This is a genomic window from Rania fehmarnensis (genome assembly GCF_056494185.1).
Genome location: NZ_CM151398.1, coordinates 2,961,510 through 2,981,460 on the forward strand (window position 1 = coordinate 2,961,510; position 19,951 = coordinate 2,981,460).

At 54.6% G+C, this 19,951-nt stretch carries 16 protein-coding genes; 11 read left to right on the top strand and 5 right to left on the bottom strand.

Going from position 1 to position 19,951, the window contains the following annotated elements; all coding sequences use genetic code 11:
- Window positions 1-192 precede the first annotated feature (192 nt).
- From SH573x_RS09960 to SH573x_RS09970, 3 genes are all read right to left on the bottom strand, one after another.
- A complete protein-coding gene (locus SH573x_RS09960; protein ID WP_479354631.1) occupies window positions 193-498 on the bottom strand; it encodes a hypothetical protein in 306 nt (101 codons plus the stop codon).
- Between the two features lie 241 nt (window positions 499-739).
- Complete coding sequence (locus SH573x_RS09965; RefSeq protein ID WP_479354633.1) at window positions 740-1,183, bottom strand: hypothetical protein; 444 nt, start codon at window positions 1,181-1,183, stop codon at window positions 740-742.
- A gap of 1,012 nt (window positions 1,184-2,195) precedes the next feature.
- Window positions 2,196-2,972, bottom strand: a complete 777-nt coding sequence (locus tag SH573x_RS09970; RefSeq protein WP_479354634.1) for a hypothetical protein — start codon at window positions 2,970-2,972, stop codon at window positions 2,196-2,198.
- Between the two features lie 903 nt (window positions 2,973-3,875).
- Between SH573x_RS09970 and SH573x_RS09975 the strand changes: the two genes are divergently transcribed.
- The 6 genes from SH573x_RS09975 (at window position 3,876) to SH573x_RS10000 (ending at window position 10,480) form a co-directional block, all read left to right on the top strand.
- The gene (locus SH573x_RS09975; protein ID WP_479354636.1) at window positions 3,876-4,355 is read left to right on the top strand and encodes a hypothetical protein; all 480 of its coding nucleotides are present in this window, start codon (window positions 3,876-3,878) and stop codon (window positions 4,353-4,355) included.
- Between the two features lie 347 nt (window positions 4,356-4,702).
- Entirely contained in the window at window positions 4,703-6,160 is a 1,458-nt protein-coding gene (locus tag SH573x_RS09980; protein ID WP_479354638.1) for a carboxymuconolactone decarboxylase family protein, read from the top strand.
- Window positions 6,161-6,229: 69 nt separating this feature from the next.
- The gene (locus SH573x_RS09985; protein ID WP_479354639.1) at window positions 6,230-7,189 is read left to right on the top strand and encodes a DUF1559 family PulG-like putative transporter; all 960 of its coding nucleotides are present in this window, start codon (window positions 6,230-6,232) and stop codon (window positions 7,187-7,189) included.
- Window positions 7,190-7,199: 10 nt separating this feature from the next.
- A complete protein-coding gene (locus SH573x_RS09990; protein WP_479354641.1) occupies window positions 7,200-7,646 on the top strand; it encodes a hypothetical protein in 447 nt (148 codons plus the stop codon).
- 122 nt (window positions 7,647-7,768) lie between these two features.
- On the top strand, window positions 7,769-9,187 hold the full coding sequence (locus tag SH573x_RS09995; RefSeq protein WP_479354643.1) for a carboxymuconolactone decarboxylase family protein: 1,419 nt from the start codon (window positions 7,769-7,771) through the stop codon (window positions 9,185-9,187).
- A gap of 108 nt (window positions 9,188-9,295) precedes the next feature.
- Window positions 9,296-10,480, top strand: a complete 1,185-nt coding sequence (locus SH573x_RS10000) for a deiodinase family protein (protein WP_479356690.1) — start codon at window positions 9,296-9,298, stop codon at window positions 10,478-10,480.
- A 164-nt stretch (window positions 10,481-10,644) separates the two neighbouring features.
- On the opposite strand, the gene SH573x_RS10005 is transcribed toward SH573x_RS10000, so the two are convergent.
- Window positions 10,645-11,715 carry a hypothetical protein gene (locus tag SH573x_RS10005; RefSeq protein WP_479354644.1) on the bottom strand — a complete coding sequence of 357 codons (1,071 nt, stop codon included), beginning with the start codon at window positions 11,713-11,715 and terminating at the stop codon, window positions 10,645-10,647.
- A gap of 48 nt (window positions 11,716-11,763) precedes the next feature.
- Complete coding sequence (locus SH573x_RS10010; protein WP_479354646.1) at window positions 11,764-12,630, bottom strand: protein kinase family protein; 867 nt, start codon at window positions 12,628-12,630, stop codon at window positions 11,764-11,766.
- Between the two features lie 223 nt (window positions 12,631-12,853).
- Between SH573x_RS10010 and SH573x_RS10015 the strand changes: the two genes are divergently transcribed.
- From SH573x_RS10015 to SH573x_RS10035, 5 genes are all read left to right on the top strand, one after another.
- Entirely contained in the window at window positions 12,854-13,327 is a 474-nt protein-coding gene (locus tag SH573x_RS10015; protein WP_479354648.1) for a GntR family transcriptional regulator, read from the top strand.
- Window positions 13,328-13,392: 65 nt separating this feature from the next.
- Complete coding sequence (locus SH573x_RS10020; protein ID WP_479356692.1) at window positions 13,393-14,226, top strand: ABC transporter ATP-binding protein; 834 nt, start codon at window positions 13,393-13,395, stop codon at window positions 14,224-14,226.
- Window positions 14,227-14,450: 224 nt separating this feature from the next.
- A complete protein-coding gene (locus SH573x_RS10025) occupies window positions 14,451-16,088 on the top strand; it encodes a hypothetical protein (protein ID WP_479354650.1) in 1,638 nt (545 codons plus the stop codon).
- 224 nt (window positions 16,089-16,312) lie between these two features.
- Window positions 16,313-17,983 carry a TIGR03546 family protein gene (locus SH573x_RS10030; RefSeq protein ID WP_479354652.1) on the top strand — a complete coding sequence of 557 codons (1,671 nt, stop codon included), beginning with the start codon at window positions 16,313-16,315 and terminating at the stop codon, window positions 17,981-17,983.
- Entirely contained in the window at window positions 17,980-19,920 is a 1,941-nt protein-coding gene (locus tag SH573x_RS10035) for a hypothetical protein (RefSeq protein WP_479354653.1), read from the top strand. The genes SH573x_RS10030 and SH573x_RS10035 overlap by 4 nt, the downstream gene beginning before the upstream one ends.
- Window positions 19,921-19,951: the final 31 nt, after the last annotated feature.

Sequence of the window (19,951 nt, forward strand, 5' to 3'; positions counted from 1 at the left end):
GGGGAAAACCTCCCCATCCCAAGACGTCGCGCAGTTCGTCTCCAAAGGTCTTGGCTCCATAACCGTCAGCGTAGAAAACACTATCCACATTGCTTACAGGAAGCCAGCATCCTTTTTGTTCGCAACTCGAAGCATATCCACCAATTCGGTTTACTCATTCGCGGTGATCCATTGGGAAGGAACGGTCAAAAGTCATGGATCGATAAAATTTCCGATGGCTGCCAACAACATGCCAAGCAGGCCGACGATGGCCAGAATCCCGGCTGAAACTGGACTGTTATCCTTGATAATGAACAGCAACCCGAAACAAAAAAATGTCAATCCGAAGCCTAGGTGGGTGATTCGGCCTGCAGGTTCGGTACGACCTCTCCAAGGCAAGCGATACTTCGGAACGAAGAGGAACACTAACGTATAGATGCCGATCACACCGAGCACGATACCCACGAAAACGTCCATCCTCTGGCCACCATGACGTCGCAGTTGTAGATGATCATTCATGGGTTGTTGGCGCGCGTACAATCTGGCATACGCCGCTGTTTGAGACGTATCGACGCAAGTACAAATCCCAAGCAACAGGCAGCGAGGATACATGTTAGCCCGAGTGGAGCGAGCCACGTGGAGACAAATCCGCGTCCAATTATTCGTGCTTCTTCAACCCAAGCAGCGGAAATCCCGCCACCGATAACAAGCAAGATGACGTGAAGTATCCATAATGTCCAGAATGTTCGTGTTTGAGTGCTCATGGTTTGATCGGCGGCTTCGGTTCTCCACTTTGTTCGGCATGATTTTTGAGTCGCATGGATGCGCCCCAGTATCCCGCAGCCAGTTTTGTCGCAAACGAAATGACGAAAAGGATGCCAACGCCAAGTGAAAGGCCCGCGATCAACAAGATCGAAAGGTCAATGACTGTATAGGCAAGCCAAACAAAAAACACTCCACGGACATCCAGCGATTGACGCCACCATCCGGCAACCCACCATCCCGCTAGAAACATGATCGGGATGCCAGCAACGATACTGCAATATGGCCCTGCAATCTGAATGTGGTCTTGATAGTACTTCGCCTCGTGGCCGGGATCGATGATGTTCCCGTAGACAACCATGTACAGGATGCTTGCAGCGACGTTTGTGACAAGCACTAAGATCGCAACGCCAATCAATGCAAAAGCTCGTCCTAGCGTCATGTGAGTGCTCTGTCTCTTTCTTTGCCGATCGACCCGAATCACGGTGGGGGGCGGGAGTTGACGTTGATTTCAAAACCGACTGCCCACCGCTGCTCCCGCGCATGCGCTGGTTGGTCTCCGTTTCAGCATTCCATGTGTCGCAACAGGAGATTGGCGAACCTTTCGTTTCCTTCTTCCATTGCGGCATCGACGAGTGACTGACGGTTAGGATACAGCGTTGCGGAAGCATTTGCACTAGCTGCGAGCAGGATTTCGACTATCTCGATTCGCGAAGCGAGCACGGCCGGTGCCCATCAGGTGGTCGTCGCGTTTTGGCGGTAAGGCTACTTCATGCCAAGTGAGCCGGTCGACAATTGAAGCCACAACTTTGCTGGGCCGATCGCAAGCATTATAGGTGGCTGAATCGACCAAGATCGATTGAACCACAGAGACACAGAGAACACAGAGAAATACAATCACGGTTTAGTCATCACTCGTTTCGTGCATGTCGATCTTGAACCTGCCAACCAACTTGGCCGATGGCAGTCATCTTCGAAGCAATTGACCTCATGCATCCGATGGTCATGCTACATGCTGGAAATTGTAGCGCGCAACACGCCACAGGAACCGTAGGTGAATTGTCGTGCAGAACGTTGCAAGCGAAGCATCAATGAGAATGGCGATCGGAGACTGGACTCCCCTGAGCATATCCAGTGTTTGCATGGTCAACCCCAAAGCATATAGCCCACCCCATACTACAAGCATCAAGAGCGCAAACATCCATAGTCCGCGTTCAGTTTGGTACTCACAGAGTGATGCGGCAGAGACACCAAGTGTTGCGACCTGCACAAAGGTAAGGATTCCAAAGCCACCGAACTGCGCGGTAATGCAACATCCCAGTATGCCTGCAATCATTAATGACAGACAGTTCGGAATGATTGCCTCAGGTAATCCTGCGAAAACTTTTGAAGGCATCCCACTCACAGGGAAAGAATCCAGGGTTTCAAAAAACGCGTTTATCGGCGAATTCGGTTCACCGCTTGGTTGGTCCCGCTGGGGCACTTACGTTGGCGGCTGGGGCGTTCCATTCATCGAGTAGGCCCTGCAACGCCCGTCGATTTCCGTCGTCGGTTTCAGTGTTAACGAATAGTCGCACCCATTCGATGTTGGCCTCGGACTTAAAGTGTTTCAGGGCACGGACTCCGGCGTCAAGCGATATGTCGGTGTCGCCAGAGATGACCCGCCTGGCCCATGTCTCTAGCGGTTTGTCAATCGGGACAAAGACGATCGGAAGTCCATCCTGAATCAAGAGGTTTGCTTGTTTGACCAAGCGAAGTTCGGTCGGCAACTGGAAGGTCCGCATCTGTACAACGCCCGGCAAGCGTTGGGCGGAAGTGCGTAGAGCCGTGAGCACATTCTTCTCCGTATCGATGTGGGTCAGCACACCATCTTCGCCAAGTGATAGTTGCATTAGCGACGGCTCTGCGAAATCGACCATGATCCAAGCACTCTCCGAATTGGTATTTATATCGAAGGGTGACTTGAGCACCAATCGGGCACGGGATTTGATCCAATCCTCGATTTGCTCGCGTTTGGCGAACAAATAGAAATAGTCGTGATCGCGGTCACCTCCCTTGATCGCCTCTTCCACATCAAAGCGGATCTTGTAAGTTGCTTGACCTAACTGCTCGCGCTCGCCGTCGATCGCGATTATTCGGCCCAGCAGCACGACCTCGGAGTTATGTACCATGTCCTCCAACGACCGATAGCTGGCGGGGCCGAGCTGGGCGATGGCTTCTGTACTGAGCATAACGAGGCACAGTCCAAGAATTGCTTGGGACGATGTTGAGCAATGCCTGAACATAACGTTCCTCGGTAATTACGCAGCCGCCGCGTGTGATTTTCCAATGCCAAAGCACGCATATCGCCAAGAAGATTTGGGCTTCGGTGCCGATGAGGCTAGGTCGCTGGCCTCAAGCCCACCAGTCGTGCAATCCAGCTTGCAGTATAGCCGGTCGACAATTGAAGCCGCAACTTTGCTTGGCCGATCGCAAGAATTGTAGGTGGCTGAATCGACCGAGATCGACTGAACCACAGAGACACAGAGAACACAGAGAACACAGAGAAATACAACTACAGTTTAGTCATCACTCGTTTTGCGGCATGTCGATCTTGAACCTGCTAACCGCCTTGGCCGATGGCAGTCATCTCTGCCGGTCGCCGTCAGGCATCGGCAGGGCGACGGCGCAAGTGCCGGTACAGACAAGAGCAAGATTAGTTGATGCATAAAGTATTGCGGGCATCTGACATCGGGAACGTTGACGATGACCAAGTCCGAAGGGATTGGGCATGCACTTGAAAGTCGGTACTATTGAGGACTTATTGTAAACCGCACCCACATTCGATCGAAGCAGGATGCGAACCACTAATCTCCGCTAATAAACACTAATCAAGAATGAGCCGCTAGCTAGCATCGCCAGCATGCAAATCGATATCGGCCAACGTAAAGTGCTTGCAGGTCAAACGGCAGGAGGCTGCACAAGTAAGGCCTTTGCCGGAGCGAGATGTTAGGAAGCCTGAGGGGATAGTGGACTTTCTTACGGAAATCTAGAACTCGAATGTTGCATCTCAGCACCGCACGCGCTTATACTTCCGAAGTGCGACGTTGTGTCGCTTTTCTCAGGCTGACTGTTTCGTTCGTTTCGAGAGAATCGTGGTTATCAAGCAAGCAGTGCCAACGTTGCCTCTGCTGCTGCGGAAGTTAACACTTCTGCGCTTGGTCACGATATGTACATTCTTGAGTGTGGCTGCTTGCCTACAAGCCACGACGGTCAACGCAGGTTGTCGTTATGATCATCAAGGCGATGATCGGGTTCAGTTGGTTTCAAGTGATCCGACTGGTCACGCTAGGAATTTCCGTTTTTTGGGGCAGTGGATTTACGAAGGCGGTCAGACCAAGTATGTACCCTGGCAAGCTGATGGCCCTTGCCATGGTCCCAATTGTCATGCCGATGAAGGGCAACCGCCGACCAGCGGGGCCACGGCGTTGGTCGAATCCAATCGCACTCAGACGACGATGTTGTTGTTCAGCGAACGACAATCTAAGTCGGTTGGCTCGTTGAGCTTTTCTGTCGCGCTCAAAAATTCGGAAGCCCTTCGAGGTTATCCTCACGCGGCCGAGTACCCACCCTAGGCGTCTTTCTTGGACAGACCGATTCTGCGGTCTCAAGCGTAAGCACTCGCCGAGTGTCTGTTTAGACTCTGTGGTCTATACGCACACAGGTTTGTTAACTTCGTCGTTGATCTAGACGTCGACGCGCGTTCGTTAAACAGGGCTTCTATTCGTCGTCCACAACGTCGACAAATTTCGAGTGTGTTGCTGTAGTGCGCGAAGAATTCGCCACAGCGCTGCTTGAGATTATCCATGTCTGTCGGTGGCTACTCTGTAGCTAACTGTATGTGCAAAACAGTCTGCCAATCGTGTTGGCCCTGTGCTAGGGCGCTGCGGTTGCGTGCAGTTCACACCTGGAGCTTAATCTTATGTCAATAGGTCGATTCGTAGCGATTACCACCATGATCTTACTTTCTCAATTTGATTCCAACTGGCTGTCTGCCAACGATGCTGAAACCGCTATGGGCTGGCAAGGTCCTATGTCCTCGGCTGAATGTTGGCGAGTATTGCCCGCGCCGATAGAGGGTAGCGGCAAACCTCTGCCGACTTGGGCGCGGATGCTTGCTCGCGAGATGCCAAGAACAGCGGCGGCCTTTCTTGAACTGGACTTGGCGCAACGCACCCAGAGTCCGCTGGAGCCTGGGTTGCGCGCAGCGATGCGCTGGGTGGCTGCCACAGGCAACAAATGTGAGTACTCGCAAGTTACGGCAAAAGCGGACGCTCTGCGGGCAGGCGTAAGTGGCGAGAAATGGGCTTCGTTAGAAACTGCCCAACGGGCCCTGTGGAGTGCTGAGGAACGTCATGCGTTGTCATTTGCACACAACATGACAATTGATTCCGATAGCGTCACGGATGATCAGTTTTTGGAACTGGTGAAGGAGTTCGATGAGCGTCAAGTTGCATCCATGGTGCTGCTGATGGCGTATGCGAACTTTCAAGATCGCTTACTGCTATGTCTAGGTGCGCCAATGGACGAAGGCGGGCCGATGCCACCGGTGCAAGTGAAGTTTCCAGCCGAGGCCTTCGTTTCCAAAACCACCGCGCCGCCGGCAGATTTGAAAGCGGATGTGCCTGGTAGCAACGAGGAGCCGACCCAAGATGTAATCGAAGATGAGACATCTTACACCTGGCTCCCGTATTCCAAGTTGCAACAGCGACTCGAGCAACAACGGAAGCGCCAAACGAGACTGACAATTCCAGAGTGGCGAGAGTTTGCGGACAAGTTGCCCTCGGGCTTCATGGATAAGCCCAGCGACATCGTGTGGTACAGGATTGCTTTCGGGTACGCGCATGAATTGGCTATTCCCTTTGAAATCTACATGAGAACGGCCGGCGCCGAGGTGGCGGCCAATTGGGATCGACCTTTCGGTAATTGTCTCTTCTGGATGGTTACCGACGCCATTAAATGTCCCTACTGTATGGGGCATTGCGAAATGAACTGGGAAGTGTTGGGAATGACCTCCGAGCAGATTGCCACGGTCAGCGAGAAATTGGCGGGCAGTGATTGGTCGTCGTTCAGTGTGCCACAGCAGCAGGCCCTGGCCTTTGCTCGCAAGCTGACGTTGACGCCAGGCAATGTAAATCGTCAAGACCTGGATCGGCTGCGTGAAGGCTTCGGTCGTCAACGAGCATTCTTTATTGCGCTCAATACCAGCCGCTACAGCTACATGACAAGGATCAGCAACGGTTTTCAATTGACACTTGAATCAGGCAATCCGTTTTGGGACTACTACCGTATGCAGGCCCCGACCAAGTCGGCAACCGGAGATCCACCCAAGCCCAAATCAGAGGCCCCTTCTTCGACCAAACCGACCGCGGGACGTTAGTCTCGCTCGCTGAAGTCAACTTCAGCGCGTACGCGTCACCGAATTTTCCATCATTCAAAAGATCTATAAATGAGAGACAAAAATATGTTGAATCGTTTCAATCGCAGAGTTCCAGGTGGGTTCACGCTCGTAGAACTACTGGTTGTAATCGCCATTATTGGCATTTTAGTGGGACTGCTGCTGCCGGCTGTTCAAGCTGCTCGAGAAGCCGCGCGTCGCATGCAGTGCAGCAACAATCTCAAGCAACTAGGCCTGGCTCTTCACAACTACCATGACACTCACAAAAGATTTCCCTTTGGAAGCGGAGGCACAACACCGCCCTCGGGGAGCCCTGGCTATTCAGCGGTCAGCCTGATGTTGCCGTTCATTGAGCAGGCACCCCTGTACAATTCCATTGACTTCAAGCTACCGCTCACAGACCCTGCCAATACTCCGGCACGTCTGCAGTCGGTACCGACTTTCCTGTGTCCATCGGATCGTGCGAATCCACAACCTCAGACGGGCGGTGCAATTAATTACATGGGCAATAAGGGGAGTTTGCATTTCTGGAGCGATCCAAGTCAGACAGGCATCTTTTTACATGCTCGCTCATTCAAGATGGCGGACATCACCGATGGCACTAGCAATACGGCTGCGTTTTCAGAAAGGTTACTGGCCGATGGCAACAACGGTGTGATCGATCTGCAAGCCGACGTGTTCCTAGGCACGGGCGATCCAAGTAGTCCCGATGAAGCCATTCAGATGTGTTACGCCACGGATGCCAGTAATCTGGCCAATCAATTCCCTCTGTTCATGGGCGCACCGTGGATCAATGGGCAGCATACCTACATGCATGTGGACTCGCCGAACCGCAGATCATGTGGTTTCTATCCCACTAAAGCATCGATGCCAGCCAGTAGTCGCCATACAGGTGGAGTCAATCTCGCACTATGTGACGGTTCGGTCCGTTTCGTTTCTCAATCGGTCGACTTGCAACTGTGGCGAGCCATTGGTACGCGCAGTGGTGGCGAAACAGTAGGTGAATATTAGGAGAGCACTGATGCATACCAAGAACGAAGTGACCAACTATCGCGGCGACGACCGGACGTTACCGCCAGGTAGGCAGATTGACTTTTCGCGAATCTGCCTGTGCCTGATCTGCTTGATAATTTCAGGTTGTGGATATTCAGCCCATGCGCATCGTGTCGAGTCAGGCTCGGCGCGCGCAGCGCTCGATGAAGTGCTGAAGGGTTGGCAGAAAGGTGAATCACCTAACGCTTGGGAACGGAAAGAGCCGCAGATTGTGGTGCAGGATATGGAATGGAAAAATGGTGCCAAGCTTCTCGCCTATGAGATCCTGGGCGATGGCGAAGCACTGGATGCCAATCTTCACTGTCGAGTCAAACTCACAATACAGACCCCTGCCAAAGGCAAGTCGGAAAAGACGGTCAAGTATCTGGTAGGTACCAGTCCCGTCTTAACGGTTTTTCGATCGCCGGAGCCATAGCACCTAAATGGGCGACTGAGTTTTTGCACGAAGATTGCGAACGAGTCATCGAGCTGTGCAATCAGCTTGGCGAGACTTTAGTAAGTGAGATGGTTTGAGTTTGAATACCAGGAGCAGCTAAATTGAGGATTACACAATTGATCGGTAAGGCGTTGCCGCAACCGTGGCTACTCGCATTTTTCGTACTCGCAGGGATGGACATGACGGCCCATACACAAGCACAGCCACCATTATCCGATGTGGGTTCGACTGAGCAGTCAAGTCTGTTGGCCTGGGAGAAAGTCTCCGATGCTCGTGCATGGGAACTTTTGCCGCAACTGGCCAGCGGCCAGCCAGGTCGACTACCCAACTGGGTCAAAGCAGTCGCGGTCCAGATGCCGCGGACGGCCGCCGCGCTGTTGGAGTTAGATGCGGCGCAGCGGAGCGGCGGCCCGCTCGATGCGCGGCTCAAGGCCAAGCTGCGATGGATAATTGCGCATGCTAATCATTGCGATTATGGCGAAGCGCTCGCACTGGGCGATCTCCATCGAGCTGGTGCAATTGGACTGGACGACAAGAGTTTTATGGGCGAGCCATCAGCCTGGACCGCGCCGGAGGCTGAGGCTTTTCAGTTCGTGCACTTGTTGACAGTGGCAGCAACCACGATTCCCGATGCTTTCTTCGAAAGGCTGCGGCAACAGTACGGTGAACGTGGGGTGTCAGCCATGGTCCTCTTGGCCGCGTACGGAAACTTTCAAGATCGTTTGTTGTTGGGTTTACAAGTTCCCGTCGAGAAAGAAGGTGCCTTGCCTCCGTTAAAGGTTTCGTTTGTTGAGGGCGCACTTCAGAAAACATCTATCCTGCCTCCGGAAAATGGACGCGACGTCTACAACACAGCTGGTCAGGCGGTTTCTGAGCAGGTGCCTGAGTGGACCTCGCTTACCTTTGATCAATTGCAACAGCGTTTGGAAAAGCAACGCGACCGCCGCCCAAGACTACCTATCCCGGATTGGGAAAACGTCAAAGATAAGTTGCCTGCAGAAATGGCTGCTCGTCCATCTTCAATTCGATGGAGTTTGGTGACCTACGGTTACGCACATGAGCTGGCAATTCCTTGGACGACCATGACCCGTACGCATTGGGCAGAGAATCCATCGGAGAGAATTTTAGAAGAAAGTCTGTTTTGGGTGCAAACGCGGGCCGTGGAATGCAACTACTGCATGGGACACTGCGAAATGTTGCTCGAGGTGGCTGGATTGGACAAAGCTAGTGTCGCTAAACGCACACGCTTGCTGGCCGAGTCGGATTGGGCAGCCTTTCCTGCCGCAGAGCAAATCGCTTATGCCTATGCTCGCAAGCTGACTCAGTCGCCGCACGCGCTGACAGCAGCGGATTATGAACAGCTGGAAAAGGCCTATGGTCCGAGTCGGGCTATGTCTATTTTCATTTGGTTGTGCCGCGGCCTGTATATGACTCGCATATCCGATGGTTTTCAGTTACCACTAGAACGAGAGAATGTTTTTGGCGGCCATGCGCCGTCGACGACCAGTGAATCTAAGTAGCCTATTTCAATACTTGTCCCCGTCATCACGCGTGTCCAGCTTGGACGCGTCAACGTGCTTACTACTGCGAGAAACAAAATGAAGATATCTGCCTCAATCATCGCTGCCATGTTGTTGCTGCTGCTGGCGCCAGAGCTACCAGCCGATGAGCCGCCCGCGACTCCCAAATCAGACAAGGCGGATGCCATTACCCTGTCGGACGAATTAACGCCCGACGCACAAGTGATCTTCGACAAACTGAAAGCCTCTCTCGATAAAGACTCGGAGGCCATGGCGATGCTCGACAGCATCATGGAAGGCGAAACCTTAGGGCCTGAAGATGGCTGGTTTCCGCTGGCCAAAGTTCAATCGCGTTTCGGTTGGCAGCACGTGGCTACTCATTACGATACGAATACCGATGGCACGATTCAGCGCGCGGAGTTCTCTGGCAGCGATGAAGACTTTGCTCGACTGGATCGCGACCGCGATGGCGGTGTCACCGAAGCCGACTTTGACTGGTCCAAGCATTCCTTGACGCCGACGCCCGGTGCAACGCTGTTCTATATGGCTGATCGCGATGGCAATGGCAAGCTGACCAGAGAAGAGTTCCGTGGGCTGTTCGACCGGTTTGCTGGCGAAGACGGTGATTACCTGGCGATGGACGACCTGCGACACGAGCTGCAGCCAGCTCCGCGGAGCAATGAGAAGCGACCCGATCAACCTAGTCGCAGTACGCTGGTTGTAGGACTGAACAATCAGGAAGTGGGCTCGTTGCAACCTGGTCCGAATTTGGATGAAGTGGCTCCAGACTTTACACTTACATCGCTCACTGGCGAAGAAGTTACGCTATCGAAAGTTGTGGGTGACAAGCCGATCGTGTTGATCTTCGGCAACTTCACCTGCGGTCCGTTTCGCAGTCATTCGGGAAACCTCGAGAAGCTGTACGCACGCTACAAGGAACGAGCCCAATTCTATTTGGTTTACGTCCGCGAGGCTCATCCCAGCGACGGATGGTGGATGCAGAGCAATCAACGGGTCGGCATCGACCTGAGCCAACCCACCGACACGGCGACCCGGCGCACTGTGGCGGAGACTTGCCAAAAACGATTGGAACTGAGCTTGCCATTCCTAGTGGATACGGTCGATGATAAGGTTGGCAGCACCTATAGTGGCATGCCCAACAGACTGTATCTGATCGACCATGAAGGTAAGATAGCCTTCAAGAATGGTCGTGGTCCATTTGGATTTCATCCCCGGCAGCTTGAGCAAGCCCTGGTGCTACTACTGAATCAGAGCCACAAACCGTTAAAATGAAGTGAGTCCATGGGCGAGCATTGTCCAGCGAGCACTAACTGAGTCGCGATAACTGTGGCATAGGCTTCCAGCCTGTGTGGCAATACAGAGCACTCTCGAAATGCTTGACGCATTCCGCTACGGACACGAAATGCTTGACGCATTCCGCTACGGGATGTCTGAGCTTATTCGCTGAAGTTGATCAGTTCGTATTGGCCGCCGAGTTGTAGGCGTTGGAGGGTTTGTTCGATGATCTCGCGGCTGTGAGCGCCGTCGAAGATCAAGACATCGATGTAGCTGTGGTCGGTGCCGGTGGCCCCGCCGACGATGCGACCACTGTGATGTTCGCCTAAGGCGTTATCGAGTTCATCTTCGACGCTGGCTCGGGCCGTGACTTCGTCGCCTTCACTGAAGGATTTGGCATCCAGCGAGATATAGAGAAATTCGGCGCCGGTGTCGTCCAGCGGGTTCTCTTCCAGTTCGCCTTCGTTTTCGATGTATTCAAAGATCACATCGGGTACGCAACTGTTACCGACTACCGTATCGCCGCGCGGTCCGTCGACTTGTTCGGGCAATTCATAGGTCGAATACGATTCCAGCGGCGGCAGCTTTTCCCACTGATGGTACAGATTGACCTGGGTGATGAACTTGGGCAGGTCGAGCAGGCTGCGAGTGTTGGTCATGTCGGTAATCGGCTCGACTTGGATTTGGCCCAGCCAGGTTTGAACACCGAACTCACCCAGGGCTTCGTCGAGCAAGAGAAACAGGATTCGAAAGTGATGCTCTTCGGGCACTTGCGCCAGCGCCGGGTGCCAGGCGATGATGTCGATCAGTTCATTCTCTTCATCGATGCTGGTCTTGAGCAAGACCTTAGCTGCGTCGACCTGGTCTTGTTCGGATACGCCGATGGCCATGTCCTGCAGCGATTCGTGCGACGATGGTTGGCGCGAAGCAAAGAAAGCCCAACCCGGCAGCTCGACTGCCCGCGATTGCCAGTACTCGGCCAAGAGCTGCTTGGGGACATGCCCTTCCCCGGTTAGCGTGAACGAATGTACCTGGTTCTCACCGCGTCCCAGAGCCCAGCTGAGAGCGGGCATGTTGCTGGCCATGAACTGGCTGACTTCATCGACGACCGGCTGTGGATCGTCATCGCGCAGAGCTTCTTCAAAGCGCTGAGCGACTTGGGGAAACCAACTCCAGAACTTTTCAACGCGCGATTTGAAAGTTGTACGCAGTTTGCGTTTGGGTGTTGCCACAACCACTACCGGAGTACTTTCGATTATGTCGAGGTCGATGGATTTTCATTAGGCCGCGTCAGCTCGGCGCAAGCCGATCTCGGGTGCGACTTCCGTCGAGGCGCTGCCGCGTCCACGTCGGACTCCGACGACCACCAACAATCGGCGCCGCAGGCTACGCAACGGCACGCCTACCAGACGATGCAATTGTAACCACGCGGGACGCGGAAAACTCTTCATCGAAGCCGGTGGCAGGCGATGAATCCAGCGATGCTTGTCCAAATGATACAAATCGCAGTCGCGCAGGGCTCGAAACAGCGGCCCGAACAACTTGCCGGTTGGTAACTGTACACTCACTTGAAAGTCAATCAAGTACGGCAAACCGTCTTCGCCCACCAACACATTCTCCTGTTTGTGCATATCCACATACACAATGTGCCGCTGGTGAAGCACCGCCAGCATGTTTTCGACGCGATCAAAGAAATCCGACGGCAGTTGGCTGGAGAGCGACAGGGGCTGGCCCGGAACGAAATCATGTGCCACTGCGTGCGTCAGACGCCGGCCATTGACCAGGACTTCTGAATAGACTCGCGGTATGCCCGGCAAATCGCCCAAGCGACTCAAAAAGTAGGTCTCGCGTCGTGCCAACCAGCGACCCAGCCAGCCCATGGGCACCGGACCTATCCAGGCTTGGCGGTTGAACTTACAGACGATTTCTTGCCCGCTGGGCGTGGCATACCGCGCTGTAGCGGCCCACGAATCGTGTTTGAAGATCTCGACGCGGGTGAACGCCTGCCCATTTACTGTGACCAACAGCGGTGGTTCGCTTTTGCCCAAAGCCCGCAGAGTGCGCGGTCGCGGCTTGCCTTTTCGGTCACTGTCAGCCTTTGGAGGGTGTTGAGCGTGGACTGCTTGCGGTGGCTGAGGGGCTGGCATGCAGGCTTTCCTTCGTCTTTTGTTTTTGCCCAGCGGGTCGGGCGAGCTGGTAGCGATTCTTTTTACCTAACTGAAACTGTCGTCAAAGTCAGCCCACCTTCGCCAGTCCAAGTCGCGAATTTTAGGCAGAAAGCTGCTGTCAACAAAAGTCCACAATTCTAAGGTCAATCTCTTGACGCCGAATTGTATTGTTGTATTAATAAAGTAATACAAGAGGTCAGCGGTGATTGCAGTCGATTGCCACATCGAGCATGAATCGAATGAAACGTACGACGGAGGACGGAAGCGCATGCAGATCCACATCTCCACCCATGATGGCGTGCCCATTTATATGCAGATCGTGCAGCAAGTGAAATTGCTGGTTGCTTCTGGCAGATTGAATTCTGGCGATGAACTGCCAGCCATTCGCACCTTGGCCGAGCAGCTGGTTGTCAATCCCAACACGGTCGCTCGAGCCTATCGCGAATTGGAGTTGGCTGGGATCGTTGAAAAGCGACGGACGGCTGGCACCTTTGTGGCCGATCAAGGTTCACCGCTGGCCAAACGCGAGCGGATGAAGCTGCTCACTGAACGCATCGACCAGTTGTTGGTGGATGCCGAACACTTGTCGGTGCCGTTGGACGAGATCGTGAAACTCGTTCAACAACGCCATGCAATTCTCGATCGCAACCCCAGCACTCGGAGTCACCAATCATGACCGATTCGCTACTATCTGCTTCCCCTGATGTCGTTGAAGTCAAAGAGGTCACGCGGCGTTTTGGAATGAAGTTGGCCCTCGACCAGGTTTCTTTAGTAGTGCCGCGTGGTGGTGTGTTTGGACTGATCGGCGGTAACGGCGCGGGCAAGACGACGCTGCTGCGTCACTTGTTGGGTTTGTTGAAGCCGGAAAGTGGATCGGTGCGCGTCTTTGGGCTTGACCCGGTCGTTCAGCCTGTCGGCGTATTGGGGCGAATGGGTTACTTGAGCGAAGAACGCGATCTGCCGGACTCGATGCGCATTGGTGACTTGATGCGTTATACCCAGGCGTTTTATCCCAGCTGGTATGAACGCTACGCGGAAGAGCTGCGCGAGATGTTCGACTTGGATCCCAAAGCCCGAGTAAGAAACTTATCGCGTGGCCAGCGGGCGCGGGCCGGGTTGCTGGTGGCCCTGGCCCATCGGCCCGAGCTGCTGGTGCTTGATGAGCCCTCATCGGGACTCGATCCGATTGTGCGTCGCGATATTTTGGGCGCGATCATTCGCACGATCGCTGATGATGGTCGTACGGTTCTTTTCTCCTCGCACTTGCTGGATGAAGTTGAACGCGTGGCGGATCGAGTCGGCATCATCCATGAAGGCCGCATCGTGTTGACATCCAGCATGGATGATTTGAAGGACAGTCATCGACGCATTACGTTGCAATTCTCGCAGACCTTCACGCAGCCGCCGCACCTGGTCGGCATGTTGACTTGCCATGGCCAGGGTGCGGAGTGGACTTACATTTGTCATGGCGACAGTCCGCAAGTGCGTCAAGCTGCTCAAGCGTTAGGCGCCACGGTGGTGGCCGATGGCGCTCTATCGTTGGATGAGATATTTGTCTCGCGCGTGTCCATGTAGTTACCCTTTAGAGAACGTCCAGCTTTTAAGGATGCCGCGAAACGATTTGTGTGGTGAGGTCCACTGCAAACACTCGCGCTTCGGTAACGAGCCCCCTCCCGCAGACTTCGGCTGAACGCCTCGTCTGCGACCTCCCCCAGCTTCGCCGGGGGAGGTGACCTAAAGACCTTCAATCAATTGACTTAAGAGCTGTCCGATCTCTTCAACTGGCGAGGAAGTTGACTATGCGTTCCATGTTGCAAGCGTTGACTTGGGAGTACTTTGCGCGGGCCGGCTGGATGATCCAGGCTATGCTGGCTGCTTCCTTGATCCTCATGACTGTTTATGCATCGATATCTTCGATCTTGCCGGGTGGCGTGGCGCAAAACCCCGACATTCAGGCGTTGCTGGAGGTGGCCCTGTTGCCGATGGTCATTTTCCTCCTGATATGCAGTGCCGGAATAGGTGTTTGGCCGGTCAATCGTTTCTATGCCAAACCTATATCGAATCTTTCGATAACGGCATGGGTCATTGGAGGCGGCGTGGTGATGTTGCTGGTGCAATTGCCGCTAGTGATATGGTGTTACAACCATTTTTTCTCGGCGGGCTGGCCGCTGTTGGGGGCCGTGTTGTATAGCCTCGCCTTTTGGTCGGTAGCGCAGCCGTTCTTTATCGTCGGTACTCGATCGCTGCGCTGGCTGTTGGTGACTAGCGTGCCCGTGGCTTTGATGGGAGTCTGGTACATGTCGCGTTACGGCCTGGTAGGTGGCCCGCGCCATGACTGGGCCAGCGTCACCGCCTTTGAGATGCTGACGCTGGGAATTGCTTTTGGTGTTGGCTGCGTGTTTACGTATCGCATCGTCTCGCTGGATCGTTGTGGCCAGTCACAGGAACCGACTGCGCTCTGGCTAAAGTTAGCGCAGCGCTGGGCGGCTTGGAATGATGCCCGAGCGAGTTCGCGACGCAAGTTTCGAACTCCGTTTGCCGCCCATTTCTGGTTTCATTGGCGGGGCAAAAGTTTGTTTATAGTTTTGCCAATGACCGTGCTATTGGCCTTGGTGCTTATCGTCAACGCCATTGGCTCCACCGTGGGCATGTCCGATGTCGCTCAGTTGCAGGAGCAACTAGTCGCGTTACCCATGGGGTTCACGTTTCTATTCATTTTGTACGGCGTGTGGATGGGGTTGGATGCGGAGCGCATGACCAGTTCAATAAGCGGCAAGCGACATGAAGGCCGTCGAGGTGATGTTGATGCCCTGGGTAGTTTTACAGCGGCGCTGCCGATTAGCGATGTAGCCATGGCACGAGCCCATCTAGGGGTGTGCGCCTTGGGTATCGTGACCACCTATTTGATTTGGTTGGCGGTTTTTGCCGCTGTGCTGCTCGCGATCCTAGCGATGCCTGGCCGCCACCCCCTGTGGCCCACAAATGTCGGTTGGCAGGCACTGCCGATGTTGGCTGGAGCGGCTTGGATAATCGCCAGCAATATCATGACCATGGTTTGTACCGGATGTGCGCGACTGTGGCTCATTTGGATTGGCTCGATCGCCATGATTTACTGCATTGGCCTGGCCGTTCTGTTTGCATTCACCAATCAATCGGTCGTGCAAGCCACGATGTCCATGGTCTGGGTGCTACTGGCGACTGCGGTGGTTGCCTGCACGTTGGTTTGTTATTGGCTGGCCTGGCGTCGGCGGTTTATTTCTTTGAAGTCCGTCGGTGTAGCGTGTGCCGTTAGCCTCGTTGTCTTTTGGTTGGCGACGTGGCTGCAGCGTGAAGCGCTCAGCGCACACTGGTCCGAGATTGCTGTAAGTTCGCTACTGTTTATTCTCCCCTGGGCGGCCATGCCGCTAGCAATTTCGCATAATCGCCATGGAAGGTAGCCCAAGTGTCCGCTTCGCCTGGCAAAGTGCGAAGCTGAGTGAAATGCGGCGACGGGGCGGTTTGGCAGCTTCCGTAAATGTCTGCAAATTCTTTGGGTTCAGCAGAATTTCCTTAGCCCGCACAGGCTTGACAATCGATTGAAGAGGATGAGGCCGGGACCCGGGATGGTTCGGGCTTGGAGACGGCTATCATAGTCGGTGGTCCAAGAGGGGAGTGGGCAGTTATGGCGCGACCGGGCGGCAATCGCGGGATGTGGTTGCTGAAGATCACGTCGAAGCATCATACGCCGGAGCGGCTGGCTTGGGCCGTCGCGCTTGGTGTGCTGGTTGGTTTGGTCCCCAAGCTGAACCTGCTGGCTGTTGGTCTGTACGCGCTTATCATTTTTCTACCCGTTCATACGCTACTGGCAGTCCTGATCAGTTTGGTGGTGACTGTGGGTAGTTTCTATCTGGATCCGGTTACCGATCGACTGGGTGAGTTGTTGTTGACGCAATCCATGTTGGGCTGGTTGTGGAACACGCTGGACGAAGCTCCGGTAGTGCCGTGGCTCGGGCTGAACAATACCGTCGTCTTGGGCAGCCTGGTCATTGGTTTGGTGGCGATCGCGCCAGGTTATATGTTCAGTTTGAGGTTGTTCGAGTATCTCGAATATGACTTGGGACGTTTGGGTGCAGAACACAATTACTCATCGGTGCCGACCGAAGAGACACCGCTGGTTGCCCCGCCATCGACCGATATGCCGCAACGACACAAGCACGACAAGCTGAAGTTCACCCCACAACGGTCTGACGAGAACGAGCGGCGCATCGAGCGTCGCGTGGATCGACATACGGTGGCCGTGCCTGGCCAGTCGCACCTGGGCGAAAGCGAACTGGATGTTACGCCGGTGATTATTCCACCTCCCAAGTTGGCGCAGCGCAGTGCGCGCTTAGACACAGAGAAATCACCGCTGGTCAGCCTCGACGAGCCGATCGAATTTGAGCCGATCGACGAGGTCAAATCGATCATTAACTCGTGGCACATGGGCCAGGCTTCAGGCCAACGCCCCAAGGTCGATGCGCTGGTCACTGGTCCCCAGCCCCAGACGCAGGTCGCTCGTCCAACTCCTATACAGGATCAGCCCCGATTATCGGCCGACAATATAGCGGTCTCGATCAGCGATGATTTTCCGCTGTCAACATCTGGCGAAGCGGGGCCGACTGGCAGTGGCATGTTCGATCGATTTCAGAGTGGCACAACACATTTGGGCTTGGGCCATGACTTGTATCCCGAATCAACTTGGCGAGGCGATGTGATGACGACGCTGGAAGTTATTCAGAACGCCGGCGAAACCTTGGCCTGGGTCGATGAGTTGTTGGATGAGTGCTTGGAGAATCACGGCATCACGGTAATGTCGGCCGACATGCACCATGATTGGGATCGACCAGCTCGCAGCAGCCAGAACGATAGTTCGGTCGGCGATACCATCGTTGACCACAACGGAGAATCGGGCGGCCAATCCGCGTCACGCTGGTTGATGGAAACGACGATTGAAATAGTGCGATGGACGGATGATGTGCCAGCGAACGACTATCCAGATGTATCTCCTGGCGGTAATGAATCTGACTCGCAGAGCAGTTTCGGTAAGGGGGCTTCTGAGCTTATGCAACCATCACTTATGACACGCGACGCTGCAGCCAACTCTGGCGCAGCGGAGCTGACCATCCTGCCGATCAACGGCTTGCCCAAACGACAGGCTGATGCCAACAACTCGGCTGGTTTCCAGCACCTGGTAATGGCCAGTGCCACCAAGCCGGACGGGCAAGTGCATGCATCGATTGAACCGGTCAAAGGCGAATGCCTGGGCTACTTGCTCGGGCACCTTCGCCAAGCGCGAGAAGGAAAGAGTTCATGAGCTGGTGGCGCAGCTTGGGAAGCTGGTGTGCGTTAGGTGCGGCCGTTACGCTGGTCGGTGCCGGCGCGATCATTGGCGAGCAATATGCCGAACGTCACATGTTGGCTGGAGTTCTCGGTCCTGGCGCTCACTCCCGCTCGTTCGGTATTGTCTGGTCGAAGTCGGCCGCTTGTGCCGAAGACGTTCAAATTCAGCTCCCCAGTGCCAAAGACAGTTCGAATAACTCATTGCGATTGCGGGCCGACAAGATGTGGCTGGCCTTTGATCGCGATGCGCTATTGAAGAAACGCTTTGTCTTTCCGCACGTGATCATCGAAGACGCCGTGATTGGTCCGGCCAATTTAGATGGACTGGCCGCACAGGCTGTCGTCGATATGCCTTTTGGCGATGCGCAGCTCGATCTGGACTTTACCGCCGGACCGATGGTCGAGTTCGACAGCGGCCAGCCATCGGCAGCCGCTGACTCACCATCAACTTCTGAGCCGCAGTCCAGTGAACTGTCAGCGCATCAAGATTCGACATCGGCAGCGACCAATGTGGCTGCGAAGAGCGGTAGCTTGAACAAGTCGGCCGCATCGTCCTTGGTTTGGCTGGAGCAGTTGAGCCAGCTAACTAAGTCGCTAACATCCGAACGCTTTGCCACTGGAAGGCAAGTCGCGATTGATGCCGATATGGTCACTGAACAAATGCAGGCACAGTTTCAAAGCATTCGCCAGCAATCGACGCGCATGGTCGCCGAAGCTCGCGACCTGCAGATGCAAGTGGCCGGTATGGACAATATCCTGCGACATGAAGATCAAGTGAAACGCAGTTGTGTGCGACTGGAGCAAATGGTCCAAGAGCTCAAGCAACAACGCAGCGGTTTGAACAGTCTGGACAAACGCTTGGGTGATCTGCAAGCCAACTTGCGTGCGCAAGCCTTCGAAGAGAAACAAGATCTGCTAAAAACGGCGGCGGACTTCAAGTCGCCTGATGCCAACCAGGTCGCACAGAAGTTGCTCGAACATTGTGTGGCGGATGCCTTGGTATCGCCCCAGCGTTATGCAACAGTGCTGGCCGATTTGATACGTAAACCGTATGCCTGGCAAACCAACCAGCGTGGCCGCACGATTCGCTCCTCGGCTCAATCGCAGCCCGAGTTCGCAGCCGAATCGACGAAGATCCAAGGCACGGTCGCGGTCGATGGCCCAGCGCGCCCCTTTAAAGCGCAAGGCAGATTCTTGTTGGCTTCGGCCCGCATGCCCAGCACTTCATCCACTCAGACCAGCCAGGTGTCGCGCATCGACGGCACCGATCAGTGGCAAATGAGTGTCGAGCAAGCTGATCATGAATTGAAGCTGGAGGGGCAGAGCTTGACCAGCGATGGTTCGGTGGCCATCCATCTGTCGCGCTCCAGCGATGATCAACTGGAATTCGACGCCCGAGTCTCTGACGGGCGGGTTAACTCGGTTGAAGGCCATCTGCAATTGCATCACTGGCTGGGCACTAGCCAGCCTCAACGAGCCATGTCCGCCTTCTGCGAGAGTTACGAAGATTCGATGTTGCTTGCCCAGTGTGTTCAATTGGCCATGTCGGTCGCGGATTCGACTCCCGAGCAGCTGAGCTTTGTGGTTACCCGCGGAGACGAACTGCCGGAGCAGCCCAAAATTAGCATCGATTCTGAGTCGACTCGGTGGCTGCAAAGCCAGTTGGAACAGGCAGCCAAGGATCGCATCGCAGCGGCTTATGAACTGGCAATGGCCAATCTAGAGCAAACGATGGTCGACAAACTGAACCAGCAACGCAGTTTGCTGGCGACGCTGCGACGTGATGCAGAGCAACATCTGGAGAGCCAGGTCGAGGAACTGCGCCGCATTCAGACGGCTATCGACAGCCTCATCGAGCAGCGAGTGGGTGGTTACATGGCAAAACAACGCCACGGTCACTTAGACAGGTAGGCCAAAGATGCCTACAATACCGGTCTTTGTT